The sequence below is a fragment of the Microbacterium sp. C5A9 genome, from assembly GCF_022627955.1.
Taxonomy (GTDB): Bacteria; Actinomycetota; Actinomycetes; order Actinomycetales; family Microbacteriaceae; genus Microbacterium.
This window is the reverse complement of the sequence record NZ_JABXGD010000005.1, coordinates 74,407-99,956: the sequence shown is the minus strand read 5'-3', so window position 1 is coordinate 99,956 and position 25,550 is coordinate 74,407. Positions and strand designations below refer to the sequence as shown.

General features: G+C 70.4%; 29 protein-coding genes. 12 read left to right on the top strand and 17 right to left on the bottom strand.

From position 1 onward, the window contains the following. From HWD99_RS10750 to HWD99_RS10730, 5 genes are all read left to right on the top strand, one after another. Window positions 1–771, top strand: a complete 771-nt coding sequence (locus tag HWD99_RS10750) for an EI24 domain-containing protein (RefSeq protein ID WP_241796244.1) — start codon at window positions 1–3, stop codon at window positions 769–771. Further along, the gene (locus HWD99_RS10745; RefSeq protein ID WP_241796243.1) at window positions 771–1,544 is read left to right on the top strand and encodes a DNA-formamidopyrimidine glycosylase family protein; all 774 of its coding nucleotides are present in this window, start codon (window positions 771–773) and stop codon (window positions 1,542–1,544) included. Before HWD99_RS10750 ends, HWD99_RS10745 begins: the two co-directional genes overlap by 1 nt. 93 nt (window positions 1,545–1,637) lie before the next feature. Beyond that, on the top strand, window positions 1,638–2,045 hold the full coding sequence (locus tag HWD99_RS10740; protein WP_201471186.1) for a DapH/DapD/GlmU-related protein: 408 nt from the start codon (window positions 1,638–1,640) through the stop codon (window positions 2,043–2,045). 55 nt (window positions 2,046–2,100) lie between these two features. Beyond that, a complete protein-coding gene (locus HWD99_RS10735) occupies window positions 2,101–2,862 on the top strand; it encodes a LysR substrate-binding domain-containing protein (protein ID WP_241796242.1) in 762 nt (253 codons plus the stop codon). Between the two features lie 19 nt (window positions 2,863–2,881). Continuing rightward, the gene (locus HWD99_RS10730; RefSeq protein WP_241796241.1) at window positions 2,882–3,601 is read left to right on the top strand and encodes a GMP synthase; all 720 of its coding nucleotides are present in this window, start codon (window positions 2,882–2,884) and stop codon (window positions 3,599–3,601) included. A 59-nt stretch (window positions 3,602–3,660) separates the two neighbouring features. Here HWD99_RS10730 and HWD99_RS10725 read toward each other — a convergent pair whose 3' ends face one another. Beyond that, on the bottom strand, window positions 3,661–4,140 hold the full coding sequence (locus tag HWD99_RS10725) for a glutaminase (RefSeq protein WP_308220713.1): 480 nt from the start codon (window positions 4,138–4,140) through the stop codon (window positions 3,661–3,663). 77 nt (window positions 4,141–4,217) lie between these two features. Here HWD99_RS10725 and purU point away from each other — a divergent pair, with 77 nt between their 5' ends. Continuing rightward, window positions 4,218–5,069 (top strand): formyltetrahydrofolate deformylase, encoded by an 852-nt coding sequence (purU, locus tag HWD99_RS10720; protein WP_241796240.1) that lies wholly within the window; start codon window positions 4,218–4,220, stop codon window positions 5,067–5,069. On the opposite strand, the gene HWD99_RS10715 is transcribed toward purU, so the two are convergent. Beyond that, a complete protein-coding gene (locus tag HWD99_RS10715) occupies window positions 5,066–6,112 on the bottom strand; it encodes a nitronate monooxygenase family protein (protein ID WP_241796239.1) in 1,047 nt (348 codons plus the stop codon). The two genes, purU and HWD99_RS10715, sit on opposite strands and share 4 nt — an antisense overlap. Window positions 6,113–6,166: 54 nt before the next feature. On the opposite strand from HWD99_RS10715, the gene HWD99_RS10710 reads away from it, so the two are divergent. Both HWD99_RS10710 and HWD99_RS10705 read left to right on the top strand, forming a co-directional pair. Next, window positions 6,167–6,439, top strand: a complete 273-nt coding sequence (locus HWD99_RS10710) for a DUF6412 domain-containing protein (protein WP_241796238.1) — start codon at window positions 6,167–6,169, stop codon at window positions 6,437–6,439. A 60-nt stretch (window positions 6,440–6,499) separates the two neighbouring features. Then, window positions 6,500–7,312 carry a membrane protein insertase YidC gene (locus HWD99_RS10705; RefSeq protein ID WP_241796237.1) on the top strand — a complete coding sequence of 271 codons (813 nt, stop codon included), beginning with the start codon at window positions 6,500–6,502 and terminating at the stop codon, window positions 7,310–7,312. Here HWD99_RS10705 and HWD99_RS10700 read toward each other — a convergent pair. The 3 genes from HWD99_RS10700 to HWD99_RS10690 form a co-directional block, all read right to left on the bottom strand. Further along, entirely contained in the window at window positions 7,309–8,307 is a 999-nt protein-coding gene (locus tag HWD99_RS10700; RefSeq protein WP_241796236.1) for a DMT family transporter, read from the bottom strand. The genes HWD99_RS10705 and HWD99_RS10700 overlap by 4 nt on opposite strands. 69 nt (window positions 8,308–8,376) lie before the next feature. After that, window positions 8,377–9,261, bottom strand: coding sequence for an SDR family oxidoreductase (locus tag HWD99_RS10695; RefSeq protein ID WP_241796235.1), 885 nt, complete (start codon window positions 9,259–9,261; stop codon window positions 8,377–8,379). A 93-nt stretch (window positions 9,262–9,354) separates the two neighbouring features. Next, entirely contained in the window at window positions 9,355–9,714 is a 360-nt protein-coding gene (locus tag HWD99_RS10690; protein ID WP_241796234.1) for an ATP-dependent DNA ligase, read from the bottom strand. A 186-nt stretch (window positions 9,715–9,900) separates the two neighbouring features. On the opposite strand from HWD99_RS10690, the gene HWD99_RS10685 reads away from it, so the two are divergent. Both HWD99_RS10685 and HWD99_RS10680 read left to right on the top strand, forming a co-directional pair. Then, window positions 9,901–10,455 carry an FHA domain-containing protein gene (locus tag HWD99_RS10685; protein ID WP_241796233.1) on the top strand — a complete coding sequence of 185 codons (555 nt, stop codon included), beginning with the start codon at window positions 9,901–9,903 and terminating at the stop codon, window positions 10,453–10,455. Beyond that, window positions 10,452–11,021: a CinA family protein gene (locus HWD99_RS10680; RefSeq protein ID WP_241796232.1), complete on the top strand. Its 570-nt coding sequence runs from the start codon at window positions 10,452–10,454 to the stop codon at window positions 11,019–11,021. The genes HWD99_RS10685 and HWD99_RS10680 overlap by 4 nt, the downstream gene beginning before the upstream one ends. A gap of 47 nt (window positions 11,022–11,068) precedes the next feature. Here HWD99_RS10680 and HWD99_RS10675 read toward each other — a convergent pair whose 3' ends face one another. The 6 genes from HWD99_RS10675 to phnD form a co-directional block, all read right to left on the bottom strand. After that, a complete protein-coding gene (locus tag HWD99_RS10675; RefSeq protein ID WP_241796231.1) occupies window positions 11,069–12,157 on the bottom strand; it encodes an alcohol dehydrogenase catalytic domain-containing protein in 1,089 nt (362 codons plus the stop codon). A gap of 12 nt (window positions 12,158–12,169) precedes the next feature. After that, entirely contained in the window at window positions 12,170–12,889 is a 720-nt protein-coding gene (locus tag HWD99_RS10670; protein ID WP_241796230.1) for an HAD family hydrolase, read from the bottom strand. Next, window positions 12,886–14,049: a TIGR03364 family FAD-dependent oxidoreductase gene (locus tag HWD99_RS10665; RefSeq protein ID WP_241796229.1), complete on the bottom strand. Its 1,164-nt coding sequence runs from the start codon at window positions 14,047–14,049 to the stop codon at window positions 12,886–12,888. Before HWD99_RS10665 ends, HWD99_RS10670 begins: the two co-directional genes overlap by 4 nt. After that, window positions 14,046–15,785 (bottom strand): phosphonate ABC transporter, permease protein PhnE, encoded by a 1,740-nt coding sequence (gene phnE, locus HWD99_RS10660; protein ID WP_241796228.1) that lies wholly within the window; start codon window positions 15,783–15,785, stop codon window positions 14,046–14,048. The genes HWD99_RS10665 and phnE overlap by 4 nt, the downstream gene beginning before the upstream one ends. After that, window positions 15,782–16,624 carry a phosphonate ABC transporter ATP-binding protein gene (gene phnC, locus HWD99_RS10655; RefSeq protein WP_241796227.1) on the bottom strand — a complete coding sequence of 281 codons (843 nt, stop codon included), beginning with the start codon at window positions 16,622–16,624 and terminating at the stop codon, window positions 15,782–15,784. Before phnC ends, phnE begins: the two co-directional genes overlap by 4 nt. A gap of 123 nt (window positions 16,625–16,747) precedes the next feature. Then, window positions 16,748–17,677 carry a phosphate/phosphite/phosphonate ABC transporter substrate-binding protein gene (gene phnD, locus HWD99_RS10650; protein ID WP_241796226.1) on the bottom strand — a complete coding sequence of 310 codons (930 nt, stop codon included), beginning with the start codon at window positions 17,675–17,677 and terminating at the stop codon, window positions 16,748–16,750. Between the two features lie 170 nt (window positions 17,678–17,847). Between phnD and HWD99_RS18680 the strand changes: the two genes are divergently transcribed. After that, window positions 17,848–18,591, top strand: a complete 744-nt coding sequence (locus HWD99_RS18680) for a GntR family transcriptional regulator (protein WP_241796225.1) — start codon at window positions 17,848–17,850, stop codon at window positions 18,589–18,591. A 253-nt stretch (window positions 18,592–18,844) separates the two neighbouring features. On the opposite strand, the gene HWD99_RS10640 is transcribed toward HWD99_RS18680, so the two are convergent. Next, window positions 18,845–20,002, bottom strand: a complete 1,158-nt coding sequence (locus HWD99_RS10640) for a histidine kinase (RefSeq protein WP_241796224.1) — start codon at window positions 20,000–20,002, stop codon at window positions 18,845–18,847. 226 nt (window positions 20,003–20,228) lie between these two features. Between HWD99_RS10640 and HWD99_RS10635 the strand changes: the two genes are divergently transcribed. After that, entirely contained in the window at window positions 20,229–20,882 is a 654-nt protein-coding gene (locus HWD99_RS10635) for a response regulator transcription factor (RefSeq protein ID WP_241796223.1), read from the top strand. A gap of 33 nt (window positions 20,883–20,915) precedes the next feature. Here HWD99_RS10635 and HWD99_RS10630 read toward each other — a convergent pair whose 3' ends face one another. The 5 genes from HWD99_RS10630 to HWD99_RS10610 all read right to left on the bottom strand — a co-directional run bounded on the left by HWD99_RS10630 (window position 20,916) and on the right by HWD99_RS10610 (window position 25,431). Continuing rightward, a complete protein-coding gene (locus HWD99_RS10630; protein ID WP_241796222.1) occupies window positions 20,916–21,971 on the bottom strand; it encodes a Clp protease N-terminal domain-containing protein in 1,056 nt (351 codons plus the stop codon). Continuing rightward, window positions 21,968–22,216 carry a hypothetical protein gene (locus HWD99_RS10625; protein ID WP_241796221.1) on the bottom strand — a complete coding sequence of 83 codons (249 nt, stop codon included), beginning with the start codon at window positions 22,214–22,216 and terminating at the stop codon, window positions 21,968–21,970. Before HWD99_RS10625 ends, HWD99_RS10630 begins: the two co-directional genes overlap by 4 nt. 51 nt (window positions 22,217–22,267) lie before the next feature. After that, entirely contained in the window at window positions 22,268–24,064 is a 1,797-nt protein-coding gene (locus HWD99_RS10620) for an HNH endonuclease signature motif containing protein (protein ID WP_274618177.1), read from the bottom strand. Between the two features lie 33 nt (window positions 24,065–24,097). Next, on the bottom strand, window positions 24,098–24,499 hold the full coding sequence (locus tag HWD99_RS10615) for a GNAT family N-acetyltransferase (protein WP_241796220.1): 402 nt from the start codon (window positions 24,497–24,499) through the stop codon (window positions 24,098–24,100). Between the two features lie 62 nt (window positions 24,500–24,561). After that, on the bottom strand, window positions 24,562–25,431 hold the full coding sequence (locus HWD99_RS10610) for an EamA family transporter (RefSeq protein ID WP_241796219.1): 870 nt from the start codon (window positions 25,429–25,431) through the stop codon (window positions 24,562–24,564). Window positions 25,432–25,550 lie beyond the last annotated feature (119 nt).

The window sequence follows — 25,550 nt, the reverse complement described above, 5'->3', positions numbered from 1 at the left end:
ATGATCGGCGAGTTCTTCGAGGGGATCCGCACCCTCCTGCGCGGATTCGGCACGTGGCGACGGCGTCCCGGTCTCATGGCGCTCGGGCTCGTGCCCGCGCTGATCGCCGCCGTGCTGCTGATCGCGGTGCTCGTGCCCCTCGCCCTGTCGCTCGGGCTGATCTCCGATGCGCTGACGCCGTTCGCCGACCGGTGGCTCGAGCCGTGGCGGTCGCTGTTCCGCGGTGCCGTGAGTCTGGTCGTGCTCGTCGCGGCTCTCGCGCTCGCGAGCGCGGTGTTCAGCGCCCTCGCCCTGGCCATCGGCGACCCGTTCTACCAGCGGATCTGGCAGGCGGTCGAGAAGGACCTCGGCGACGCGCCCGACTCCGAGGGGGGCGGGTTCTGGACGGCCCTCGGCGAGGGCATCCGTCTCGTGCTCCTCGGCGTCCTCGTCGCGGTCGTCGTGCTGCTGATCGGGCTCATCCCGCTGGTGGGCGGCGTGCTCGGCGCGGTGCTCGGCGTGGCGCTCTCGGGGCGGCTGCTGGCGCGCGAGCTCACCGGACGCGCGTTCGACGCCCGCGATCTGAGCCCCGCCGACCGCGCCGCGCTCTTCCGCAACAGCCGCGCCCGCGTGCTCGGGTTCGGGGTGGCGACGCAGCTGTGCTTCCTGATCCCCGGGGGTGCAGTGGCCGTCATGCCCGCGGCCGTCGCCGGTTCGACCCTGCTCGCGCGCACCATGCTGCAGCGCACCCCGCTCGCCGCGACCGCACCCGAGCAGCCGGGACCGGCCTGATGCCCGAGGGCGACACCGTCTTCCGCACGGCGAAGCGTCTCGAAGAGGCGCTGGTCGGGTCCGAGGTCGCCCGCTTCGACCTGCGCGTCCCGCGGTTCGCGACGGTCGATCTCACCGGCCAGCCGATCATCGCCTCGATCCCGCGCGGCAAGCATCTGCTGCTGCGCATCGGCGACACCACTCTGCATTCCCATCTGCGCATGGACGGCGCGTGGCTGACCTATCGGTCGGGCGAGAAGTGGCGGCATCCTGCCTTCAAGGTGCGCGCCATCGTCGGCACGGCCGACCGTGACGCCGTCGGCATCGACCTGGCCGAGATCAAGGTCGTGCCGACACGCGACGAGCAGGACCTGGTGGGGCACCTCGGGCCCGATCCGCTCGGTCCCGACTGGGATGCCGCCGAGGCCGCGCGCCGCCTGAGCGCCGACACCCGCGCGATCCACGTCGCCCTCCTCGATCAGCGCTCCGTCGCCGGCTTCGGGAACGAGTACGCGGCCGAGCTGCTGTTCCTCCGTGGGATCCTGCCGACCACGCCCACCCCCGAGGTCGATGTCGTGGCCCTGCTCGCCCTCGGCGTGCGCACGATCCGCGCGAATCGCGACCGTCGGCACCGCACCTTCACCGGGGTCGATCGACCGGGTCAGGGCACGTGGGTCTACGGACGCGCCGGGCGGCCGTGCCGACGCTGCGGCACCCCCATCCGTCGGGGCGAGCTGGGCGCGGATCCGACCCGCGAGCGCATCACCTTCTGGTGCCCCGTCTGCCAGCGATGACCTGATTCCATGCTCGGGAATGAATCGAGCGGTCCCGTGGTTGTTGATATATCCGAACAGGTTCGGAGCAGGTTCGGAGCACGGGGAGGAATCGTGGGTAAGAACTACATCGACATCGAGAACGACCAGGGCGCCACGCTGCGATACCGCAAGCACGCCAACGGTCGCGGTCTCGTCGCGCACGGCGCGAAGGTGCACCCCAAGGCGCACGTCGAAGCAGGCGCGTACGTCGAACCCGGCGCACGCGTCGGGGCCGGCGCGACCGTCGCACGCGGTGCGTGGATCGAACCGGATGCCGTGATCGGCGAAGGCGCGCACATCGAGGCGCACGCGCACATCGGCCAGGGCGCCGCGGTGGGCGACAACGCCCACGTCGGAGTCCGCACCGAGGTCGGCGCGGGCGCGCGCATCGTGCGCGGTGCGCGCATCGGCGACGACGAGACGGTCGCCGCGGGACTCACCGTCGCCACCGATCGCCGAGGCCTCTGGCTCGCGGCCTGACCCCGAAGACCCGGATCGGCCCGGCGGGCAGCACCCCGCCGGGTACTCTGGCCTGATGGCGAAGCAGCAGCGGCGACCCTCGCGCCCGACCGGACCGGTGCGGCGCAGCAAGGCCGCGCCCGCGCAGCGCTTCCCCCCGCCGAAGCCGCCGAAGAAGACCGCCAAGGTCGCCTTCGACGCTCCCGCGCCCGAGCCCGAGGAGCCGCGCTCCTTCCGCCTCGGCACGGTGCCCGGCGCCACTCCCGGCAAGTGGATCGACGCCTGGAAGCAGCGGATGCCCCAGGTGCCGCTCGAGCTCGTGCCGATCACTGTCGCAGCGCAGCAGACGGCTCTCTCCGACGTCGATGCGGCGCTCGTGCGACTGCCCCTCGATGACGAGGCTCTGGCGGCCGCCGGTCTGAGCCGCGACGCGGTGCACGTCATCCCCCTGTACGACGAGCTTCCCGTGGTCGTCACCTCGATCGAGTCGCACCTGCTCGCGGCCGACGAGCTCACGCTCTCCGACCTGGCGGGCGAGGTCGTCATGACGCCCTCCGACGACGCGCTCGTGCCGTTCACGGTGCCCGGCGCGCTGGCCCCGGCCTTCGCGCCGCTGCCGACCGCCGAGTCGATCGCGACCGCCGCGACGGGCATCGGCATCGTGATCGTGCCGATGTCGCTCGCCCGCGTGCATCACCGCAAGGACGCCGATCACCGGGTGCTGGCCGACGGCCCGACGTCGACCGTCGCTCTGGCCTGGCCGCGCGAGCGCACCACGCCCGACGTCGACACGTTCGTGGGCATCGTGCGGGGACGCACGGCGAATTCGTCGCGCTGACGCTCGTTAGACTCTCGTGGTGGTCTCGCTTCTCTACGTCTGCGTGCGTCCCGAGCTCGGGGCGGCAGACGCCGAGCACGCCTCGTTCCGGCGCGCACTCGGCGTCGACGTCGTCGACCGTCTCGACCTGTTGACCGAGCGCCTGGACCCTGCTCGTCTCGCCCGCTACCGCGGCGTGGTGGTGGGCGGTTCGCCGTTCAACGTCACCGACCCCGCGAAGTCGCCGGTGCAGCGCCGTGTCGAGGGCGACCTCGAGCGGATCGCGCGCAGCGCCATCGCCGGTGAGATCGCCGCCTTCTTCACGTGCTTCAGCATCGGCGTGGTCACGCGCATGCTGGGGGGCGAGGTGACCTCGGCGACACCCGAGTCCGCGAGCGCCGCCGTGATCGAGACCACCGCCGCGGCAGCCGACGACCCGATTTTCGGGCCCAGCGCTCCCGCACTCACGGTGTTCACGGCGCACAAGGAGAGCGCGGTCGCCGTGCCCGACGGCGCGGTGCTGCTCGCCACCAACGCGACCTGCCCTGTGCAGGCCTACCGGGTCGGCACCCACCTGTACACGGCGCAGTTCCACCCTGAGCCCACTCCCCGCGACTTCGCCGACCGCATGACCTTCTACCGCACGACCGGATACTTCGACCCGGAGGAGTTCGATCTCGTGCAGCGGCAGGTGCTCTCGGCATCCGTCACCGAGGGGGCCGCCCTGCTGCGCCGCTTCGCGCAGACGTTCGCGGACTGAGCTTCCGCACCCCACCGCACCCGCACCCGCACCGCGATCGGTCGCGTGGGCTCGCGTGATCACGCCACGGCGTCGCGCAGCAGCTGCACCCTCTCACGAAGATATGCCTCCAGCGGCATCCATCCGCCCGCGGTGCTCCATCGTACGGAGGGCACGCCGTCGATGACGGCCAGCGGACCCGACGATCCGCCGGCGTCGACCGCATCCACGTCGATGACGCTCCAGCCGATGTGCGCGACCTCGCCCTCGCCGAAGCCTCCCCGCAGCGCGAGCGCCCGGCGCGCGGCGCGCTCGCGGGCCGACTCGGCCGTGTATCCGCGTCGCCCCGGGTCGGCGGCGCGCAGCACCTCGGCGGTGGCGAGAGTGTGCTCTTCGGTCAGCAGCAGCACTCCGAGGTGCCAGGCCTCGCCGATCCGCACGATCCGGTGCCCGCGCCAGCGTGACTCGCGCTCCTCGCCGAGTCCTTCGCGGGGCGCCCCCGCGAGCCCGGCCCGCGCGCTCGCGAGCAGCGCCGATGCGGTCGCCCCCTGCATGTCCATCCCTCCAGGGTAGGTCCGCGATTCGCTCGGCGGGCGCCCGGCACGGCAGAATCGATGCACACCCTCGAGGAGTCCCCATGTCTCAGCCCGACACCGCCCGTCTGCTCATCGCCTGCGACGACCAGCCCGGCATCGTCTCCGCCGTCGCCGGCGTGCTCGCGCAGCACGGCGCGAACATCATCTCGCTCGACCAGCACTCGACGGACTCCGAGGGCGGCCGCTTCTTCCAGCGCACCGTGATCCACCTCCCCGGCCTCTCCGCCGCGCGTCCGGCTCTCGAAGCCGACATCGCGGCGGTCGCCGAGCGATTCGGCATGGAGTGGTCCCTGCACGACACTGCCCGCCGCAAGCGCGTGGCGATCTTCGTGTCGAAGTACGATCACTGCCTGATGGAGCTGCTGTGGCGCACGCAGCGCGGACAGCTCGACATCGACGTCACCATGGTCGTGTCGAACCACCCCGATCTCGCCGAGTCGGTGCGTTCGTTCGGTGTGCCGTTCGTGCACATCCCCTCGGGAGACAAGCTGGCGATGGAGCAGCGTCAGCTGGAGCTGCTGCGGGGCAATGTCGACCTCGTCGTGCTCGCGCGGTACATGCAGATCCTCACCGATGACTTCATCGAGGGCGTCGGTGCGCCGATCATCAACATCCACCACTCGTTCCTGCCCGCCTTCATCGGCGCGAACCCGTATGCGCGTGCGAAGGACCGCGGGGTCAAGCTGATCGGCGCGACCGCGCACTACGCGACCGCCGACCTCGACGAGGGCCCGATCATCGAGCAGGACGTCACCCGCGTCACGCACTCCGAGTCCGCCGCCGAGCTGCAGCGTCGCGGAGCCGACGTCGAGCGCCTGGTGTTGGCGCGCGCGGTGCAGTGGCATGCCGAGGACCGCGTGATCGTGCACGGCCGCTCGACCGTCATCCTCTAGCCGGCGGCCGGCACTCCCGCGAGCATCTCCGCGAAGGTCTCGGCGGCGGTGCCGTGCGCCACGAGCGGCGCACCCTGCCCCATCCACAGCGACTGCAGCTCGCCGAGGTTCTGCTCGCTCGCCGCGGCACGGAACCGCCCGGTGAGCCAGTTCTGCATCGGGAACGGGGCGATCGTGCCACTCGCCTCGATCGCCCGCACCGCGCGGTTGCGGGCGCCGCGCGCCAGCCGGCCGCTCATCGCGCGGGTCAGCACGGTGCCGTCGGCCGCCGTCGAGCGGATCGCCGCGCGGTGCGCGTCCGTCGCGGCCGATTCGACGGTGGCCAGAAAGGCCGTGCCGATCTGCACGCCCGAGGCGCCGAGCGCGAACGCGGCGGCGACCCCGCGACGGTCGGCGATGCCGCCGGCGGCGATCACCGGCACGTCGACCGCGTCGACCACCTGGGGCACGAGCGCGAGGGTGCCGATGAGCGACTCCTCGGCGGGCCGCAGGAACGACACCCGGTGCCCTCCGGCCTCGAGTCCGGTCGCCACGACGGCATCGACCCCCGAGTCGGCGAGCGCCACCGCCTCGGCGACGGTCGTGGCGGTGCCGACGATGCGGATGCCGCGGCGATGCGCCTCGGCGACGACCTCCTCCGAGGGCACCCCGAAGACGACGCTCAGCACGGGAGGAGCCGACTCCCAGATCGCGTCGAGCTGCTCGTCGAGCGGCGGAAGGTAGCGCGCGGGTCGGGGCGGCATCTCGACGCCGACCGCGTCGTAGAACGGCTGCAGCGCCTGCGCGAACACGGCGTGCTGGGCGTTCGGCTCGACCTCGTCGCCGGTCGGGATCCAGATGTTCACGGCGAAGGGTCGTGCGGTCGCCCGGTGCAGCTCGGCGACGGTCGCCCGGATGCGGTCGCCGTCATAGCCGTAGAGACCGTATCCGCCGAGCCCGCCTGCCTCGCTCACCGCCGCGGCCAGCGCCACCGACGAGAGCCCGCCGAACGGGCCGAGGACGATCGGATGCTCGATGCCGAGAAGCGCACGCAGATCAGTCATGCTCCGAGGTTACGCCCGCGCGACGGTGCTACCCTCGCGGTGAGGGAGGCGCGCATGAGCGAGTGGTTCGGGCAGATGCTCGGCTTCGTCGCGTCCGCGCTCGGCGTGATCGCCGTGCCCGATGCCGCAGCCCTCGGTGTCGCGATCGCGCTGATCGCCCTCACCACCCTGACGATCGCCCTGGCTCTCAGCCTCGTCCCTCCGCGTGAGGGCACGACGCCGCATCCGCTGCGGGCGATCGACATCTCGACTCTGCTCGCACAGAGCGATCCGGATGCCGCGGGGCATCCGCGTCCTCGTGCGCCGGGAGTCGCCGTCGCCGCGTAGTCCGTCTCGCACGGGATCGCGCGGCTTCGCCGACCCTTCCCGACACACGAACGGACTTCCATGGACATCTTCGCCTTCCCACCCCTCGCCGCTCTGCTCGACGCGGCCTACGGAGCCCTCGCGGGGCTCTCCTCACTCCTCGAACCGCTGGCCGGAGCTTCGGCCGCCGCCCTCGCGGTCATCCTGGTCACCCTGCTGGTGCGCGCCCTGCTGATCCCCGTGGGCTTCTCCCAGGCGCGCGCGGAACAGACCAGAGCACGACTCGCCCCGAAGCTGCGCGAGATCCAGCGCCGCCACAAGAAGAACCCCGAGCGGCTGCAGAAGGAGATGCTCGAGCTGTACCGCCGCGAGAACACCTCGCCGTTCGCGGGCATGCTGCCGGTGCTCGCACAGGCCCCCGTCGTCGGCCTGCTGTACACGCTGTTCCTGCGCCCCGAGATCGCCGGGCACCCGAACGACCTGCTCACGCACGACCTGTTCGGAGCGCCGCTGGGCACGAGCGTCGTGTCGGCCGTGTTCGGAGGCACGGCCTCGCCGGCGACCCTTCTGGTGTTCGGCGCTCTCGCGGTGATCATGCTCGTGGTGGCCGACATCAGCCGACGCGTGTTCCGTCCGGCGCCGGTGCCCGAGGGTGCCGAGGACTCGCCGCTCTCCTCCCCCGCGATGCTGCGGATCGCGGGGGCGCTGCACTACCTGACGGTCGTGTTCGCCGCGTTCGTGCCGCTGGCCGCCGCGCTCTACCTGACGGTCACGGTCATCTGGACCCTGGTGCAGCGGATGCTGCTGCGCCGCCGGTACCCGCTGCCCGACGTCACGCCGGCCACCCCGGCCACGTCATCGGCGAAGACGTCGGCAACTGTGCGCAGAGGCTAATCGGGCAGCGGAAGGGGACCGGTGAACGGTCCGGGGTCGTCGCCGACGCGATCGTCGCCCCGGTCGCCGATGCGCGCGTCATCCTGGTCGCCGACGCGATCGGATGCCGCGGCATCGGCATCCGATCGCCGCTGCTGGCGCCGGGCCCCGAGGGTCGTCCCCACGCTGGCTGCGATCACGAGGGCGATCGCAGCCACCTTCAGCACGGTCGCGTCCTGCGCGAGGATGAGCCAGCCGGCGAGCGTCGCGAAGGCCGGCTCGAGACTGAGCAGCACGCCGAACACGCGCTGGGGCAGGCGACGCAGCGCGGCGAGCTCGAAGCTGTACGGGATCACGGATGACAGCACCGCGGTGACCGCCGCCAGCACGAGCAGCTGCATGTCGCCGGCGACCGTCGTCGCGGCGGGGACGCCGACGGGCAGCAGCACGACGGCCGCCACCAGGAGCCCCACCGCCAGCCCGTCCGCGCCGGGGATCAGCGCGCCGACGCGGGCGCTCATGCGGATGTACAGCGCCCAGAACCCGGCGGCGACGAGCGCGAACACGACGCCGAGCGGATCGAGCGCATCCGCTCCCGTCAGGCCGTCGACTCCGAGCAGCACCATGCCGAGCAGGGCGACGCCGACCCAGGCGGCGTCGGCGCGACGACGGGTGAGGGCCGCCGCCAGGACCAGCGGCCCGAGGAACTCGATCGCGACCGCGGGTCCGAGCGGGATGCGGTCGATCGCGGCGTAGAAGAACCCGTTCATCGCGGCGAGCGCCAGACCGAAGAGCACGGCGGCGGACCACTGCCCGCGGGTCCAGCGCCGAGGGCGCGGACGCACGATCACGAGCAGCAGCAGCGCCGCGATCGCGACCCGCAGCGACGTCACACCCCAGGGACCGAGAACGGGGAAGAGCTGCGCGGCGACCGCCGCGCCGAAGGGCAGCGAGAGGCACGAGCCGACGACCAGCGCCACGCCCACGAGAGCACGGGATGACGCGGATTGCTGCACCGGACCAGCCTACGGGGGCGAGGTACGTGCGCGAGGTACGTGCGGGCGGGTGAGCCGCCCCGCACCGTGTCAGAGGTGCTTACCGCCGGTGACCGCGATCACCGATCCCGAGGTGAACGACGACTCGGCGGATGCCAGGTACACATAGGCACCGGCGAGTTCGGCCGGCTGCCCGGCGCGGCCGAGAGGAGTGTCCTGCCCGAACGTCTGCACCCGCTCGTCGCTCCAGCCGGTCGCCGGGATCAGCGGCGTCCAGATCGGGCCGGGGGCCACGGCGTTGACGCGGATGCCGCGTTCGCCGGCCTCCTCGGCCAGCGCCTGCACGAACGCGACCTGGGCCGCCTTCGTCATCGCATAGTCGATGAGCGCGGGCGACGGCTGGTAGGCCTGCACGGATGCCGTCACGATGATGCTCGCGCCCGGTTCGAGTCGCGGATAGGCGGCGCGTGCCGTGTAGAGGAGTCCGAACAGGTTCGTCTCGAACACCCGACGCAGACGGTCGGTCGCGAGGTTCTCGAAGCCGTCGATGTCGTGCTGGTACGCGGCGTTGAGCACGACGATGTCGAGGCCGCCCAGCGCATCCGTCGTCCGGCTGACGATGTCGGTGGCGAAGCCCTCGTCGCGCACGTCTCCGGCGAGACCGAGCGCGGTGCGCCCCTCGGCGCGGATCAGCGCGAGCGTGTCGTCGGCATCCGCCTGCTCCTCCGGCATGTGCACGATCGCCACGTCGGCGCCCTCGCGCGCGAAGGCGATGGCGACCGCTCTGCCGATGCCGGAGTCTCCGCCGGTGATCAGGGCGCGGCGGCCCTGCAGACGACCGCTGCCGACGTAGCTGTGCTCGCCGTGGTCGGGTGCGGGGCGCATCTCGCCGGTGAGGCCGGGCTGCTCCTGCTGCTGCCCGGGGAACTCCTGGTCGCGGTGCTGCGTGCGGGGGTCGGGAGTGATGTCGGTCATGCACTCAGAGTCGCCGACACGGCGCGATCGCAGCAGGGGGTTGACAGCCCCAGGCGCGATCGACGAACGACGGGTCCTGCGACCGGAACCGTCTCAGAGCTGCGGACTCGAGTCGAGGGAGGCGTTCTCGGCCGCCGCTGCCGCCGCGCCGTGTGTCTCGCTCGGCTCGGGCACGACGTGGAGGCCGCTCGGGGCGTTGGCGGTGAAGGCGAGGGCTTCGATCCATGCGCGGTTGATCGACGGCTGCCGGCTTCCGTAGTACTTGAAGACCAGGGCGCTGCCGGGCTGGATCCACACGGTGGTGCGCCCTCCCCCGACGCTGGAGTCCTCACGCCAGCTGAACGGGAACGGCTCGGCCCTGCGCAGCTTGGCGGTGATGACGAGCTGCAGGTGGGTGAGGGTGCGATCCTCGATCTCGGTCTTGACGCTGCCCTCGTAGATGAACTTTCCCATGCAGGCCTCCCTCTGCCCCACGCGAGTGCCCCGTGCTGCCCACCGACACCTTCTGCCGGACCGACGGTCATCTGCGTAGCCCGATCATAATCGAGGGATACTCCGGAATGCTCGTCGGAAGTCAACCCCCTGACACGGACCTCGCCGAGCCTCTAGCGTCATCCGTGACTGCGAGGAGGCCTGATCATGGCACGACACATCGACGATCGTCCCGACGAGGGATACACGCCCACGACGACCCACGCCGAGTTCGGTGCGGGCAACCCCCGACTGCGTGTCACGCGCGACGACGAGCGGAGCGAGTTCGCCCTCGAGGCCGAGGTCGTGCGCATCGGATCCGCGGCGGACCTCGAGCTGCGCCTCGACGGGGCCGACCCCGTGCACGCGACGATCACGCACGACGAACGCGACGAGTACGTCCTCGAACTGCACGGCGAGGGAGAGATGAACACCAATCCCTCCGCCGATGCGACGCACCCCGGCGAGCGCACCCAGACGCTGCGCACCGGTGCCCGGTTCACGGTGGGCGCCTGGGAGCTGGTCTTCGCCCGCGACGAGTTCGCCGACCACGGCCGACCCTTCGGCGGACGCCAGGGTGGAGAGTACTCCGACCAGCCGCTGCAGCCCGATCGCCCCGACTACTCCGACGAGGCCAGCGCGACGACCGACTCCCCGACCCCCACGACCGACGGGGCGGAGACGACGGACGAGGCGGGGTCGACGGACGAGACCGCGCGGTGACCGCCGAGGAGAGGGCGGAAGAGGTCACCGAGGCGGAGCAGGTCACCGAGGCAGAGGTGAACTCCGCATCCTTCGTTCTCGAGAGGCTCGGCGAGGTGGCGCGCGATCGAGGACTGCGGGTGTGCGTCGTCGAGTCGCTGACCTCGGGACGCCTCGCGAGCACGGTCGGGGCTGTCGAGGGCGCCGGCGACTGGTTCACCGGCGGGGTCGTCGCATACCGCACCGACATCAAGGAGCGAGTGCTCGGGGTGACGCCCGGCACCGATCCCGTATCGGCGGTCTGCGCCGAGCAGCTCGCCGACGGGGCACGCCGGCTCTTCGACGCCGACCTGTGCGTCTCGACGACAGGCGTGGGCGGCCCGGATGCCGAGGGCGGCCACGATGCGGGCACCGTCTACCTCGGCTGGGCCTCGAACGACGGCATCGGGCACCGGATGCTCGCGCTCACGGGCGACCCGGGGGAGGTTCTCGACGAGACCGTCGAGATCGCCGTGCGGCTGCTCGCCTTCCACGCCGAGAGCCTGCACCCGGCGGGACCGCGTCGCGGCGACGCCCAGCGGCTCTGAGGCTCTGAAACTCTGACGCCCTGACGCCCTGACGCGAGCGCGCCTGCTCAGCGACCGGGAACGAGTCCGATCCGCAGCGGAGCGTCGCTCGCGGCTGCGGCGAGCAGTGCCTCGTCGATCGCCGAGAGCTGGCGCACCTCGCCTACGGCATCCGCGAACGGGTAGGCCCTCCCCCGGCCGGCGAGGAAGGCGACCGCGTCGGCGAGTTCCGTGCCGGTGTAGTTGTGCACGCCGGTCACCGTGACGAGACGTCGCACGACGCTCTCGGCATCGAACGGCACCGGATCGGCGGGGAAGACGCTGCCGACGAGCACGACGGTCCCGCCGGTCGCGACTCCGGCGAGGGCGTCGGCGACCGCGTGGCCCGAGGCCTCGATGACGATCTCGGGCTCGCGCTCGAGCGGTGCCGCACCGAAACGCGCCGCGAGCGCGAGGCGCGTCGGGTTCGGGTCGAGCACCTCGACCGCGGCGCCGCGCTCGGCGGCGATCGCCGCCGCCGAGAGCCCCACGAGACCGGCACCGTGCACGCGCACCGAGGCGCCGTCGAGATCATGATCACGCGCGGCCCTGGCCACCGCCGCCCACGCCGTCGCCGTGGCGCAGGACGCCGGCGCGAGCACCGACGCCGGCAGCGACTCGGGAACCCGGACGACGGCGGTGCCGGCACGCACCTGCACGTGGCTGCCGAAGGCACCCGTGAGATCGCCGTTCGCGCCGACGCGGTCATGGCCGTACTTTCCCAGCGTGCGGCACTTCTGTGTCAGGCCCCGCGCACACCGGTCGCACGTGCCGCACGAGACCGTCACCGACCATACGACGCGGTCGCCTATCCGCAGCGGACTCCCGTCGACGGCCGCCGCACCGCCGTCGCCCATCGCGATCACGCGCCCGACGCTCTCATGTCCGAGCACGAGCGGCGCCGGTGCCGAGCGACGCCCCTGCACGGTGTGCACGTCGGAGCCGCAGATGGTCGACAGCTCGACCGCGACGAGCACATCGCCGTCACCGAGGGCCACCCCGGGCACGGCGATCATCTCGTGCGGGTGCCCCTCGCCGATCCAGACCATGGCCGTGGCGGCCGGGCGCAGCGCGACATCCCGACGGTGACCGGGAGGGCGCACCAACAGCGTTCCCATGATGTCGTCCACTCAGCCGGTGACGGAGAGCGCGAGCAGACCGCGCTCGGCGAGAGCGGAGCGCAGCGCGGTCACGTCGGCCAGCACGGCATCCGCACCCGCGGCGGTGAGCGCCTCGACGTCGTGGGCGCCCGTGAGGACCCCGGCGACGAAGCCCGCGCCCGCCCGGAGCCCCGACTCGACGTCGCTGACGGTGTCGCCTGCGACCGCGACCGCCGCGACCGACGAGGCCCGGGTGCGCAGCAGCGCCGTGAGCACGAGGTCGGGTGCGGGGCGGCCCCGCCCCGCGTCGACGGGAGACAGGGCGAGGTCGATGAGACCGCGCCACCCGAGCCCGTCGATCAGGGCATCGCGGGTCACCGGCGCGAAACCCGTCGTCAGCACGACGGTGAGGCCGGCATCCTTGAGTCCCTGGATCGCATCGGCGGCCCCGGCGATCTCGGTGACGCCCTGCTCGCCGACGATCTCGGCGTACGCGCCCTCGAACGCGGCGGTCGCGCGCTCGGCGGCGATCCGGTCTCCGCCCGCGAGGTGCGTGAAGACGTCGATCTTCGACTGCCCCATGGTGTCGCGCACATACGTGAGCGCCTCGTCCCACGGCATCCGATCGGCGACCCCGGTGCGTTCCGCGGCGCGCTGGAACGCCTGCTCGACGACGCCGTCGTCGAGCACCGTGGTGCCCGCCATGTCGAGCACGACGAGTTCGGTGCGGATGGTGTCGAGAATGGTCATGATGTTCCTTCCATTGCGGATGCCCACCCGAAGGCGGCTGCGAGATTCTCTTCGGCGAGCCCCAGCCCCGTGGTCATCCCGATGCCGGTGGTCGCGGCGAGCACCAGCACCCCCTCCTCGCCCCGTTCGATGAGGAAGTCCTTCGGGCCCTTCGCGTAGACGCCCTGCCAGCGCTCGAGCACCCGCGGTGCGGGCATGTCGAACAGCGCCTGCGCCTCGGCGAGGAACGCCGTGAACGCGGCCTCGGGCTGGAACGGCGCCGGCGCGACGGCCGTGGCGTGCGAGTCGCCGATGATGAGGGTGCCGTCGGGCAGCTGGGTGTACATCTGGTTGAGGTCCAGCGCCGCGAGGTCGGGACGCTCGGCGTGCAGACGCTCACGGAGGATCGCGGCCGAGGCGCTGTCGGCGAACCGCCCGTATCGCACGAGCGACCACCCGGTCAGCAGCGGGGCGGCGAGCGGATGCCCGACCGTCACCGCCGCCCGCATCATGTCGAGGGCGCAGCGCACCACGCCGACGCGTTCGGCGATCTCGGGCAGCAGCTGATCGATGTCGTGATTCACCGCGACGACCACGGCATCGGCCTCGATCGCCCCGCGGGTCGTCTCGACTCGGGAGCTGCCACCGCGGCGACCACGGATCGCCGTGACGGCGGTGCGGAACCGGAACTCGACTCCGAGAGCGGCGAGGTGCCGCACGATCGCGGCCGCCGCGGTGCGCGGGTCGGTCTGCAGATCGGTCTCGATGTGGGCTCCGCCGAGCAGTCCCTCAGCGCGCAGCGGTGCGAGGCGCAGGAGCTCGTCGGCATCCAGCATCCGGATGCCGCCGTCGCGCGCGGCCTCGTCGAGCACCGCGATCTCGTCGGGGTGACGCGCGGCGACGAGCGTGCCCGACTCGCGCAGCCAGAATCCGGCGTCGCGGGCGAGCCGCAGCCAGAGGTCGCGCGAGGCGTCAGCGTAGCGACGGGCATCGCCCGCCTGCGCGCCGATGCAGAGATGGCCGAAGTTGCGGACCGTCGCACCGATCGGGCCGTCGGTGCGGTCGACGACGATCACGCGCATCCCGCGCCGCACCGCCGCGTAGGCCGATCCGAGGCCGACGATGCCGGACCCGACGACCACGACATCGGCGCGGTCCGCCGTCTGACCTTCGCCGCTCACCGGAACACCTTGCGCATCCACATCGCGAGCCCTTCGACGACGAGCACCGTCACGAGGATCATCAGCACGATCGCGGTGACCGTCTCGTAGCGCGAGCCCTGGCTGGCGTTGAGCAGGTAGTAGCCCACACCGCCGCCGCCGACGATGCCGAGGATCGTCGCCGCGCGGATGTTGGTGTCGAGCATGTAGAAGCTGTGGCCGATCAGCGCCTGCACGCCCTGAGGCACCGTGGCCGAGGTGTAGGTCTGCAGTCGGGTCGCGCCGACGGCGCGCAGCGCGCGCTCGGGTCCGCGATCCACCTCTTCGAACGAGTCGGCGATCAGCTTGCCGAGGAGTCCGACGCCGCCGATCGCGAGCGCGATCACACCCGCCTGCGCGCCGAGTCCGGTGATGACGACGAGTACGATCGCGAGGATCAGCTCGGGGATGCCGCGGATGCCGACGAGCAGGAAGCGCGCGGCGCCGCGAATGCCCGAGCTCGGGGCGACGTTGCTCGCGGCGAGCGAGCCGAGCACCAGCGACGGCAGGAGCGTCAGCACGGTGGCGGCCAGCGCGATCGCGACCGTGTCGACCATGGCCGAGACCATCGCGGCGGTGTCGTAGTTGCCGAACGACGGCGGCCAGAACCTCGCCGCGACGTCGGGCAGCTTGGCCCAGAAGGTGAAGAAGTCGCCCCAGTTGATCTGGCTCACCACGACGCTGCCGATCACGACCAGCACCGCGATCAGCCCGCCGATCGTGTGGCGCACGCGCTCGGCGGTCCACGGGCGATGCACGGCGGCCTGCGGGGTGGCGGCCCACGCCGGACGCCCGGTCTCGATGCCGGCGGAGCCGGAGTCGCGCAGACGCGGGTGGATGATGCGGTCGATCCACGAGCGGGTGTGCTTCTGCTGGCCGAGCATCGCGCCGCGCACCATGCTCGACACGATCTCCATCGCGATGCACAGGAGGAAGATCACCAGGGCGATGCCCAGCCCCTTGCCGTAGTTGAGCGCCTTGAACGCATACGACATCTCGAGGCCGAGGCCGGCGACGCCGACGTAGCCCAGCACCACGCTGCCGCGCAGGTTGATGTCGTTGCGGTGCAGCACCGTGGCGACCCAGCTCGGCAGCACCTGAGGCAGGATGCCGGAGGCGAACTCCTGCATCTTCGAGCCGCCCGCGGCGCGGATCGCGAGACGCGGTCCTTCGTCGATCTGCTCGATCGCATCGGCGAACATCTTCGAGATCATGCCGATCGAGTGGATGCCGATGGCGAGGATGCCGGGCAGCGTGCCCAGCGAGAACATGAGCACGAAGGCCATCGCGAGCACCACGTCGGGAAGCGCGCGGGTGAGCACGCCCACGAACCGGGCCGCGGCTCGCCAGCCGTTGCCCGGCGTCGTGTTCGACGCCGCGAGGTAGGCGATCGGCACCGACAGCACCGCCGCGAGCAGCGTGCCCACCAGCACGAGTCCGACCGTGAGGGCGATCAGCCAGGCGAGGTCGGCGGGCTCGGGGAAGGAGAGTCCTCCCACACGCGCCATGAAGTTCTCGGCGTTGCCCCAGCTCTGCACCATCGCCGGGATCGAGATCCCCACGTCGTTCACGGCGAGGACGCCGAGCACGACGAGGGCGAGCAGCGTGAGGGATGCCGCGATCCGCTCCGGGGAAACGGGGCGCCGCGGTGCGCGCTCGCCGGCCGTGCCACCGCCCGGGCGGGTCGCGGATCCTGCGGGGGTGTCGAGGAGCGTCACGAGACGCGGGCCTTGTCGGTGGAGAGCACGGCCGAATCCTCGGTGAGCTCGATCGCGACGGCCTGGATCTCGGCGGTGGTCGTCGCGACGCGGCCGTAGATCTCCATGACCTCGGCCTTGGTGAGGGCGGTGGTCGGGGTGTCGAGCACGACCTCGCCGTGCCGGAGGCCCACGATGCGATCGGCCCACGAGATGGCGAGGTCGACCTGGTGCAGGCTGCACACGACCGTGAGACCTTCGTCGGCGGCGATCTCGCGGATCAGCGCCATGACCTGGTCGCTGGACTCGGGGTCGAGCGAGGCGACGGGCTCGTCGGCGAGGAGGATGTCGGGCTTCTGCATCAGGGCGCGCGCGATGGCGACGCGCTGCTGCTGACCGCCGGACAGGGTGTCGCTGCGCTGGTAGGCGCGATCGAGCAGACCGACCCTGTCGAGGTGCTCGAGCGCGCGCAGCTTCGATGCCCGCGAGTACCCCCACAGGCCGAGGCGGGGTCCGGCGACCGACGACAGCGATCCGGTGAGCACGTTCTCGAGCACCGTGAGCGAGGGCACCAGCTCGAACTGCTGGAAGATGAAGCCGACCCGGCTGCGCAGCGAGCGCAGCGCCTTGCCCCGGAGCGTCGGAACCTGCTGGCCGAGCACCTCGACCGACCCGGACGTGGGGGTCTCCAGGCCGTCGAGATGACGCAACAGAGTCGACTTGCCGGAACCGGAGAGGCCGAGCAGCACGACGATCTCGCCGCGAGCGACCTGCAGAGAGGCATCCTTCAGTGCGGTGGTCGACCCGAAGGTCTTGGTCACGCCGTCGAGGCGGATCAGGGCATCGGATGCCGCGTTCATGTCAGGTGTCTCCTGTGGTGTCTCGTGCTCGGGTGACTGGTCGTGCTCGGATGGCTGTGGGTGAGCGCCCTCCGCCGGGCGGGACGGAGGGCGCTCGGCGACCGTGCGGTCAGTGGGGCCCGGTCAGGCCTTGCACTGCTCGGCTTCGGTCTCCTCGCAGATGTCGCGGATCAGGTCGTAGTACGCGTCGTCGACCGGCTTCGTGGCGTAGAACACGCTGCGGAAGGAGTCGGTGTCGGCGCCGTCGATGCCCGCGGCGATGATGTCGTCGATCGTGATCTCGGCGAGGCCGTCGATCAGCGTCTTCGAGACGTCGTCGGGAAGCGTCGAGGAGTAGACGAGCGGGGCGCCGGGCACCATGGTCTCGTCGATGACCTTGACGGCATCCGACTTCTCGACCTCGGAGTCCTCGGCGAAGCCGACCTCGCACTCGACGCCCTCGCCGACCTTCTGCACGCTGACGTCGTGCTTGCCCGCGAACACCGGCGTGATGTCGGTCGTGGGGTCGATGCCCGCCTCGAGCAGGTTGTAGGAGGGGAAGAGGTAGCCCGAGGTCGACGACGGGTCGACGAAGCAGACCTTCTTGCCCGCGAAGTCCTCGTAGCTGTCGATGTCGCTGTCGACCGGGACGATCGCCTGCGAGTAGTACCCGGGCTCCTGGCCCTCTTCCGTGACGATCGACGAGATCGGGGTGAGCTTCGCGCCGTTGTTGGTGGCCGTCACGTAGGTGAAGCCGGAGAAGGAGGCGACGTCGACCTTGCCCGCGACCGCGGCCTCGATCAGGGCGGCGTAGTCGGTGGACTCGTGGTACTCGACGGTCTTGCCCGAGATCTCGGCGATGTAGTCCATCAGGGGCTGGTAGTTCGTCTCGGTGTCGACCGAGTCGGGCACGACGCCGAAGACGAGAGTGTTCTCATCGACCGCGAAGCCGCCGGCGGAGGACGACTCTGCGGCACCGGAGTTGCCGGTGGCCTCGGCGGCACCGGAGCACGCGGAGAGGCCGAGCGCGAGGATCGCGGCGCCGGCGAGAACGGGGAGAGCACGGAGCTTCATGAGGACCTTTCGAGGGTGAGGGAGGTGATCCGTCAGCCACTCTGACAGGCGAGAGGTCGAGATATATACCTAACTCGGAAGAGTTCAGAGCTCGTTCACCCAGACTTTCCCAGGATGAACACGACAAGAACGCGTCCGCATGGCGATCACTGCCGAGGTAGTATGCCTATGTGGCCGAAGCTGTATACACCCAGATCGCCGAGGACCTGCGTACCCAGATCCAGGCGGGCACGCTGCGCCCGGGAGACGACGTCCCGACCGAGGCCGAGCTCGCCGAGCGCTGGCACACCTCGCGAGGACCGATCCGCAACGCCCTCGCCACCCTCAAGGCCGAGGGGCTGATCGACACCGGGCGGGGGCGTCCCGCTCGCGTGGTCTCACAGAAGGCGAGCCAGGCCGTCGACGTGTCGGTGCCGTTCACCCGGTGGGCGCGGGAGCTGGGCGTCGAGCCGGGCGCGCAGACGCAGGAGCTGAGCCTGAGGCGCGCAGGCGACCGCGCGGAGCTGCTCGGAGTCTCCCCCGACGACATCATCGTCAGCGTCGTGCGGCTGCGCCTGCTCGATGGCCGTCCGACCATGCTCGAGAGGCTGTTCTTCACTGAGGATGTCGGTCGCGCCCTCTTCGCCGTCGATCCCGACGAGATCTCGATCACCGAGTACCTGGGGTCGCGGGGGCATCCCATCGTCGGCCTGCAGCACCAGATCGACGCGGTGGCGGCAGACGAACAGGATGCCGCGCTGCTGCAGGTGCCGCAGGGAACGCCGATCCTGCGCCTGAGCCGCATCTCGCGCGATGCCGACGGGCGGATCTTCGAGGCGTCGGAGGACCGATACCTCAGCGAGGTGGTGCGCTTCACGGTGGCGGCATCCGGAATCTCGACGGACGGTCACTACATGAGGGCGGTCGGCGGCTGAGCCGAGGCGACCGCTTCGCCGTCGGATCGCTCCGACAGAAGAGAAGCTGATCGCGAGCGCGATGGGGATCAGATTCCAAGGACCGCGCTCGCGATCACAGCGCTGGGGATGCGCTATTTCTGGGGTATTACCAATGTAAACCGCGTATTCACCGGCGGCGTACGGTCTAACGTCGAGAGATGACCTAGACCTTTGTCTAGTCTTGCGGGATAACCCGGAAGTGAGGCGAGGACGGCGGTCCGCAAGGAGCGGATCAGACGCGTGCGATGGGCAGATGAGCCGAGACGACCCACCGTCCGTCGATCTCGCCGGCGTCGAACGTTCCGCTCGCGCCGAGGACGCGCTCTGCCATCCGTCCGATTCCCGTGCGGCTCGAGGAGAGCTCGCGACGCGGGGTCGCGGAGAGCGGGCTGGCCACGGTGAGCGCGGCGGATTCGTCGCTGACGTCGAGGTCGATGGAGATCTCCCCCTCGCCGGCGTACTTCAGGGCGTTGGTGGCCGACTCGCGCATGATGCGCGCGAGGATGATCTCGGCCGCACGCGGGATCCGCTCGTCGGTGGGATCGCCGCTGAGGTGCACGGGGTGCCCTGCCGACTCGAACTCCTCTTTGGCTTCGTCGATCGACGCCGCGAGGTCGCCGGACGGCATGCCCGTCGAACGGGGACCGTCATCGGCCAGGTCGATCACGAAGCGGAGGTCGGTCATCGCCTTGCGCGCGGCGATGCGGATGGCCTCCTGAGAGGACGAGGTCGCTCGATCGTCATCGAGCATCTGCACGTGCAGCGACACCACCGTGAGGTGGTGAGCGATGCTGTCGTGCAGCTCGCCGGCGATCCATCGTCGCTCGGCGAGAACCGCCTGCCGTTCCTGCTCGGCCTTCTCGGCCAGTTGCACCTCGAGCTTTCGCTCGCGGGCGAAAGCCATGCGCAACGCGAAGCCGATGGCTCCGGAGACAGCAGCGGCGATGAGGAAGATGCCGAGGTTGATCGGCGATCGTGAGTCCCCCAGCGCGACCAGAGCGGTCGCGACGAGGAACACTCCGGCATAGGAGAGGACGAGGGCGTTCCAGCCCAAGCGGACGATCAGTCCGGCCGCGAAGGCCGAGACGATCAGTACCTGAGTCTCACTGCCGGTGAGAAAGGAGAGTGCGAAAACGAGTCCGAGTGCGCACGTGGCGATGAGGGGCGACCAGAGATACAGGGCGAGCACCGCGGTGGATGCGAATCCGACCGCTGCGACCAACGGGTCGAGAGGCCCTTCCTCCGAGGGGAGGAACCAGCCGATGACGTCGACGGTCGCGATGATGCCGATGATCACGAGAACGGCGATGCGTTCGATCGTGCTCAGCTTCTCGCCTTTTCCGAGACGAGCAGCTTCGGTTGCGCCACTTCTTCTCGGACTTAAAGCCATGCTTCAGTATCTCCTATTCGCCAGGTAGATTAGCGAGTGAAGCCAAAGAACTGGCCGACAGCCTGCCAAAAAGTCATAGTGATTCACCTCCGGAATTGAACTTTTGTTGTGTAATGCATTCATCTTCTCGGTGATCTGCACGCGGCACATCTGTCTCTTAGCTAGACCTTGCTAGCCAAAGGTCTATACCGTCGCCTCTGCGGTCGACCCCGGTTAGGCTTCCTCCATGCCCGAAATCCGCGTAGTGATCGTCGACGACGATCCTTTGGTGCGCTCCGCGCTCTCCCACTTCGTCTCCCGCGACCCTGAGATCACCGTCGTGGCCGAGGCCGAGTCGGGGCTGGAGGGCATCGACACCGTCGAGCGCGAGCGACCGGACGTCGTGATGATGGACGTGCAGATGCCCGAGATGAACGGCATCGAGGCGACGGCGGTGATCAGTGAACGCTGGCCCGACGTCAAGATCCTGGCGGTGACGACTCTCGACGGCAGCGATACCGTGCTGCCGATGCTGAGCGCCGGCGCATCGGGGTACATGCTGAAGGACTCGAGCGCTGCGAGCATCGTCGCCGCGGTGCGTGAGGTCTACAGCGGCGCCAGCTCACTGTCGCCGCGCATCGCGTCTCTGCTGATCAAGCACGTGCGGGACACCGAGCCGATCGGCGGCGACGGGACGCTCGAGGAGCTCACCGACCGCGAAGAAGAGGTGCTCCAGCGCCTGGCTCAGGGCATGTCGAACGCCGAGATCGCCCGCGCACTGATCGTCTCGGAGGGCACGGTGAAGGCCCACCTCGGACGAATCATGTCGAAGTGGCATGTGCGCGATCGCGTGCAGATCCTGGTCACGGCAGCGCACGCGGGTCTCGTCGAGTTCCGCTGACCCTCGCCCGGCCCGCCGGTGCCCCGGCGCTCGTCAGCTGCGGAGCGCCCGCGAGACGTTGTCTGCCTTGCCTCGCAGGTGAGCGCGGACGACGACGCGGCGAATCGGTGCGAGCAGCAGGGCGCGTATGGACCGATGACGCGCACCGTCTGTGGAGGCGTCGCTCGCGGCTCGACGCAGTGAGAGCACCAGGTCGGTTCCTGTTCCGCGCGGCAGGAGCTCGATGCGCAGGATCTGGTTCACGGACTGTGGAGCCAGCGGAAACGAGCGCTCCCATTCGATGCGACTCGAGCGGACCTGGGAGCGGATGCGGTGATCGGTGGTGGCGTACGCCGGTCGGACTCGGGCCGGCCGCCCGTCGATACGGCGCTCACGGGTCTGCGCGTGCACCGTCCCGCTCGCACTCACGGTCGCCGCCTGCGCCTCGAAGTCGTTCCAGTCCAGCCAGCGCTCCGGACTGGACACGAGCGACCGCACCTCATCCATCGGGAAGGGCACGAAGCGGCGGTACTCGCGCGGGGCGCCCGGCCGCGCCTCGCGAGCGCCGGTGTCCTCTCGGACCACCGCGTCGGAGATGCCCGATGCGAGGGCATCGGTGCCGGTGTCGATGCCTGTGCCTATGTCGATGCCTGTGTAGGCGTCTGTGCCGGTGCCTGTATGGGTGCCGATCCCGAGCTCTCGGAGCACTTCGCGCACGTGTCCTGACGGCTCGTCCACCAGCGCGGCGAAGAGCGCACGATCCGGGTGCGGGTCTGCCGCCGCATTCTCGAGCATCACGCGAACACCGTCTCGGTAGACGAAGCCGCCGCGGGTGGTGCCCTCGGGGATCCGTCGGTCGGCATCGCGCCCCTCTGGTGACACTCCCAGCCGGGCGAGACGGTTCGCGTGCAGGGTTTGGAACGCGGTCCGCGCTGCGGCGAGCGTGACCCCGTCGCGTGCGAGGGCATCCGTCACCGGCCCGCCGATGCTGAGGAGGGCGAGGAAGAGGTGCTCGACATCGATCTCAGGATGCCTGAGGCGGCGCTGCTCGTCTTCGGCGAGGACGCTCATCTCGCGGAACCACTTCATGGTGCGGACGATGCGACTCATGAGCGGCTCCGTCTCGGGATCTCGATGCTCGGGTCGACGCGCTTGCCGTACTTCTTGTGCACGGCCTGCCGGGTCACCCCGAGCAGTTCGGCGATCTGGGTCCAGCTGAATCCCGCTCGCAGAGCCGCTTCGACCTGCTGGAACTCGAGCGCCTCGACGTGCAGTCGCAGCGCCGCGACAGCGCGGAGCCCCTCGCGGGGGTGCAGGAGATCGTCGGCGGCCGCCGCCAACTGGGTGGAATGCATGGTTAGCAACGTACCTTGCTAAGCATGTATTAGCAACCTTGGTTGCTGCGATCATCCGACGCCCGCCCTCGCGGGGCTCGTCCGGGTGTCATCAGCAACGGTGCTATCGCGGAAGGCGTCGCTGGGAAGGGTCTTGTCGGGGAGGCTGGGTGTGGGGGTGTGCCAGTGCTGGTGGGGGTCCCACCAGGGGGGTCCTTGGATTTGGGGGGTGCCGTTGTGCATGCGGATGTGCCATCCGGATCCGTTGAGACTGCGGTGGTGGTAGTAGCAGAGGGGGACGCCGTTGTCGGTGTGGGTGGGGCCGCCGTGGGCGTGTTCGGTGACGTGGTGGATTTCGCACCAGGTTGCGGGGGTGTGGCAGCCGGGGATGAGGCATTCGTGGTCGCGGGCGATGATCGCGAGGCGTTGGTGGGCGGTGAAGACCCGGTTCGTGGTGCTGAGGGAGATGATGCGTCCTTCGTCCATGACGACGCGGTGGATCGTGCCGGTGCAGCCGGTCTGCGCGGCGACGCGGGCGGGGGTGTGGGCGAACGGGTGCCCGTGCGCGCCGGGGAGCCGCGCCCACCCGGTCCCGCCCGCGAGGTCTGTCGCGTCGATCGTGACGACCAGTGTCGGGGAGGCCCCGGCGACGGTGGGCATCGAGCGGTGACGGGCCGCGATACCGATCGCCGCGGCGAACGCGTCGTGGCGTTTCTGGGACGCGGAGCGTGAGTCGATCACCGCACGCGGATCACAGTTGAACCGGTCCTCGGTGTCCGGAAGACCCTCGGCTGCGGGATCGAACCCACCCTCGGCGTGGGTGTGAGTCCGGTCAGTGCGAGTGCCAGTGCGAGTCGTGGGGCGGTGCGCCTCGCCAGCGGCCGCGGGATCGAATCCGCCCTCGCTGTCGCCGCTGTCGTCCTCCGGTGTGAACCTGACTCCGGGTTCGGGTGCCCCGTCGCCGCGCGGGTTGTTGATCGCGTCGAAGATCGCCTCCAACTGTGCCGCGACCTCCGGCGACAACCAGCCCCGGATCGACCGCAACCCGTCCTTCAACCGTCCGAGCGTGACCCCGCGATGGTGCTGGGCGTTCTTGTCATCGGGTTCCGCGCCGTCCGGGTCCAGGATCGCGGCGAGGGCGTGGGCGAGGATATGCAGATCCGCGGGCGTCGGCTTCGGCCCCCGCGGCGCGTCCTGCCCCGCATCGACATCCCGGACGCCGCGGGCCTGTTCGGCGAGGAACTCATCCGCCCCGAGTCGCTCCTCGAGCGTGATCCGGTCGCGGCACTTCTCCAGGGGGCCGACCGCGGCGAGGAACCCCGCCACGCTCACCGCCCCCTCCAACAATGCTTCCCGCAGGGCCGGCCACCGGGCCGGCAGCCGCTCCCCGGACACGAGACTCACTTCCCGGCGTGTCAGGTCGGCGACGCGGCCGATCCGCGTCGCCGCCGATACGTCCGTGAGCAACGTGCGTTGCAGCAGTTCGTTCTCCGACCGGCATCCCGCCGCCTGCGCCAGATCCGTCCCGTTCGTGGTCGCGAGGGTCTCCACGACCACCGCCTCCACCCGCCGGAACACCGCCCCCGCCGACACCAGCACGTCGACACGCTCCGCCTCGGTCAACCCCGCCAACGACGTGTCGGCGAGCACCTCATCGAGGCAGGCGACGGCCTGATCCAGGAGCATGCGAGTGCGGGTGGGCATGACCCCATCCAACCCGCCACCACCGACATTCCCACCCCGAAACCCGCCACTAATCGGCCAGATCAGAAGCATATTCCGGAACACCACACCACCGTCCCAGCATCCCGAAAAACACCCCCCGACACGGGGCGACACGGCGCGAAACACCTCGACGCCCCGCCTCAACGCACCGTCACCCCACAGGCCGTCCCGACGGAGTCAGCTCACCGACGTCCGCAGCATGAACACATCCACGTCGTCGTCGCTCTCGACGACGAAACCGTGACGCTCGTACAGACGTCGTGCCGGACTCCCCTGCAGCACGTTCAGCCGATATCGCCCGGGTCGCACCCCGACGGGGGCGTCGTCGAGGACCGCCGCGAGCACCGCCCCACCGAGACCCCGGCCCTGCCACTCGGGCGCCAGGTAGAAGTGCTCGATCCACAGGGCATCCGCGTCAGCCCGCACGGCGATCGATCCCACCTCCGCGCCGTCGACGACGATCACGCGCGTGTTGCTCGGGACGAACGAATCCAGGAATCTCCGCCGCACCCGCTCGGGATCGAACCGGCCGAGCCGTTCGAGGTCGGGTCGCATCACGACGGCGCGCAGCTCCGCCATCCACGACGCGTCAGACGGGACACTCGGGCGATACGACCAGGACACGACCACGGCATCCATTCTCACAGCGCCAGCAGCACGATCCCCGCCGCGACGACCGCCGACGCGGCGATCCGCCATCCCGGCCGGCTCTCCTTCAGGACGAACACCCCGAACAGGCTGACGAGCACCACGCTCACCTCGCGCAGCGGCGCGACGAGAGCGACCGGAGCGATCTGGATCGCGGTGAGCACCAGGATGTACGACAGCGGCGACAGGATGCTGAACGCCACGATGCGTCTCCACTGGGTGCGCCCGAGCGTCCACACCGCACCCCAGCGACCTCGCACGCCGATCGAGTAGAAGGGGATCTCGAGCAGCATCGTGCCGACCATGAACGCCACAGGCGACAGACTCCAGGTGCGCACGGCGTTCGCATCCCAGATCGTGTACACCGCGATCGCGACACCCGTCAGCAGACCGAAGACGAGCCCCGGATCGATCCGACGCCGCGACGATGCGGACGACCTCCCGCGGTCCACGAGCCCGATCGCCACCACGCCGAGGATGATCGCCGCGACACCGATCAGCGCGATCTCCGACGGCCGCTCCCCCAGCAGCAGCACCGCGACGAGCACGGACAGGAAGGGCCCGGTGCCCCGCGCCGTCGCGTAGACGGTCGAGAGGTTGCCCTCGCGGTAGCCCCGCTGCAGCACGGCCATGTAGACGACGTGCATGACCGCCGACACCCCGACGCCGAGCAGGAACGCGAGCACATCGTCGGTGCCGAGGCCGCCGGTGAACGGGATCACGCCGATCCACACCGCGGTCCCGCCGACCGCTCCCCACCAGAGGAACGGCATCCCCGCCCTGCTCACGCCATGCGCGATGACGTTCCACCCGGCGTGCGTGACCGCCGCAGCGATGACGAGCGCGAACGCGAGAGGTGACATGACCGACCCTTCTGCCCGTCGCGAGGCGCGACGAACGGGGTCCTCCGGGCTTTTGTCCTGTCAGATGACGGCGCTCCTGCGGAGGAGCACCGTGGCGCCGCTCGGACCAGACGGGACGT

Excerpts from the sequence above, each read along its gene's own strand:
- phnD (WP_241796226.1), bottom strand. The coding sequence starts at position 17,677 with ATGAAGCTCCGTGCTCTCCCCGTTCTCGCCGGCGCCGCGATCCTCGCG.
- purU (WP_241796240.1), top strand. The coding sequence starts at position 4,218 with ATGTCTCAGCCCGACACCGCCCGTCTGCTCATCGCCTGCGACGACCAG.
- HWD99_RS10670 (WP_241796230.1), bottom strand. The coding sequence starts at position 12,889 with ATGACCATTCTCGACACCATCCGCACCGAACTCGTCGTGCTCGACATG.
- HWD99_RS10685 (WP_241796233.1), top strand. The coding sequence starts at position 9,901 with ATGGCACGACACATCGACGATCGTCCCGACGAGGGATACACGCCCACG.
- HWD99_RS10640 (WP_241796224.1), bottom strand. The coding sequence starts at position 20,002 with ATGGCTTTAAGTCCGAGAAGAAGTGGCGCAACCGAAGCTGCTCGTCTC.
- HWD99_RS10745 (WP_241796243.1), top strand. The coding sequence starts at position 771 with ATGCCCGAGGGCGACACCGTCTTCCGCACGGCGAAGCGTCTCGAAGAG.
- HWD99_RS10715 (WP_241796239.1), bottom strand. The coding sequence starts at position 6,112 with ATGACTGATCTGCGTGCGCTTCTCGGCATCGAGCATCCGATCGTCCTC.
- HWD99_RS10610 (WP_241796219.1), bottom strand. The coding sequence starts at position 25,431 with ATGTCACCTCTCGCGTTCGCGCTCGTCATCGCTGCGGCGGTCACGCAC.
- HWD99_RS10690 (WP_241796234.1), bottom strand. The coding sequence starts at position 9,714 with ATGGGAAAGTTCATCTACGAGGGCAGCGTCAAGACCGAGATCGAGGAT.
- HWD99_RS10625 (WP_241796221.1), bottom strand. The coding sequence starts at position 22,216 with ATGCATTCCACCCAGTTGGCGGCGGCCGCCGACGATCTCCTGCACCCC.
- HWD99_RS10695 (WP_241796235.1), bottom strand. The coding sequence starts at position 9,261 with ATGACCGACATCACTCCCGACCCCCGCACGCAGCACCGCGACCAGGAG.
- HWD99_RS10705 (WP_241796237.1), top strand. The coding sequence starts at position 6,500 with ATGGACATCTTCGCCTTCCCACCCCTCGCCGCTCTGCTCGACGCGGCC.
- HWD99_RS10615 (WP_241796220.1), bottom strand. The coding sequence starts at position 24,499 with ATGGCGGAGCTGCGCGCCGTCGTGATGCGACCCGACCTCGAACGGCTC.
- HWD99_RS10635 (WP_241796223.1), top strand. The coding sequence starts at position 20,229 with ATGCCCGAAATCCGCGTAGTGATCGTCGACGACGATCCTTTGGTGCGC.
- HWD99_RS10630 (WP_241796222.1), bottom strand. The coding sequence starts at position 21,971 with ATGAGTCGCATCGTCCGCACCATGAAGTGGTTCCGCGAGATGAGCGTC.
- phnC (WP_241796227.1), bottom strand. The coding sequence starts at position 16,624 with ATGAACGCGGCATCCGATGCCCTGATCCGCCTCGACGGCGTGACCAAG.
- HWD99_RS10710 (WP_241796238.1), top strand. The coding sequence starts at position 6,167 with ATGAGCGAGTGGTTCGGGCAGATGCTCGGCTTCGTCGCGTCCGCGCTC.
- HWD99_RS10725 (WP_308220713.1), bottom strand. The coding sequence starts at position 4,140 with ATGGACATGCAGGGGGCGACCGCATCGGCGCTGCTCGCGAGCGCGCGG.
- HWD99_RS10735 (WP_241796242.1), top strand. The coding sequence starts at position 2,101 with ATGGCGAAGCAGCAGCGGCGACCCTCGCGCCCGACCGGACCGGTGCGG.
- HWD99_RS10750 (WP_241796244.1), top strand. The coding sequence starts at position 1 with ATGATCGGCGAGTTCTTCGAGGGGATCCGCACCCTCCTGCGCGGATTC.
- HWD99_RS10675 (WP_241796231.1), bottom strand. The coding sequence starts at position 12,157 with ATGGGAACGCTGTTGGTGCGCCCTCCCGGTCACCGTCGGGATGTCGCG.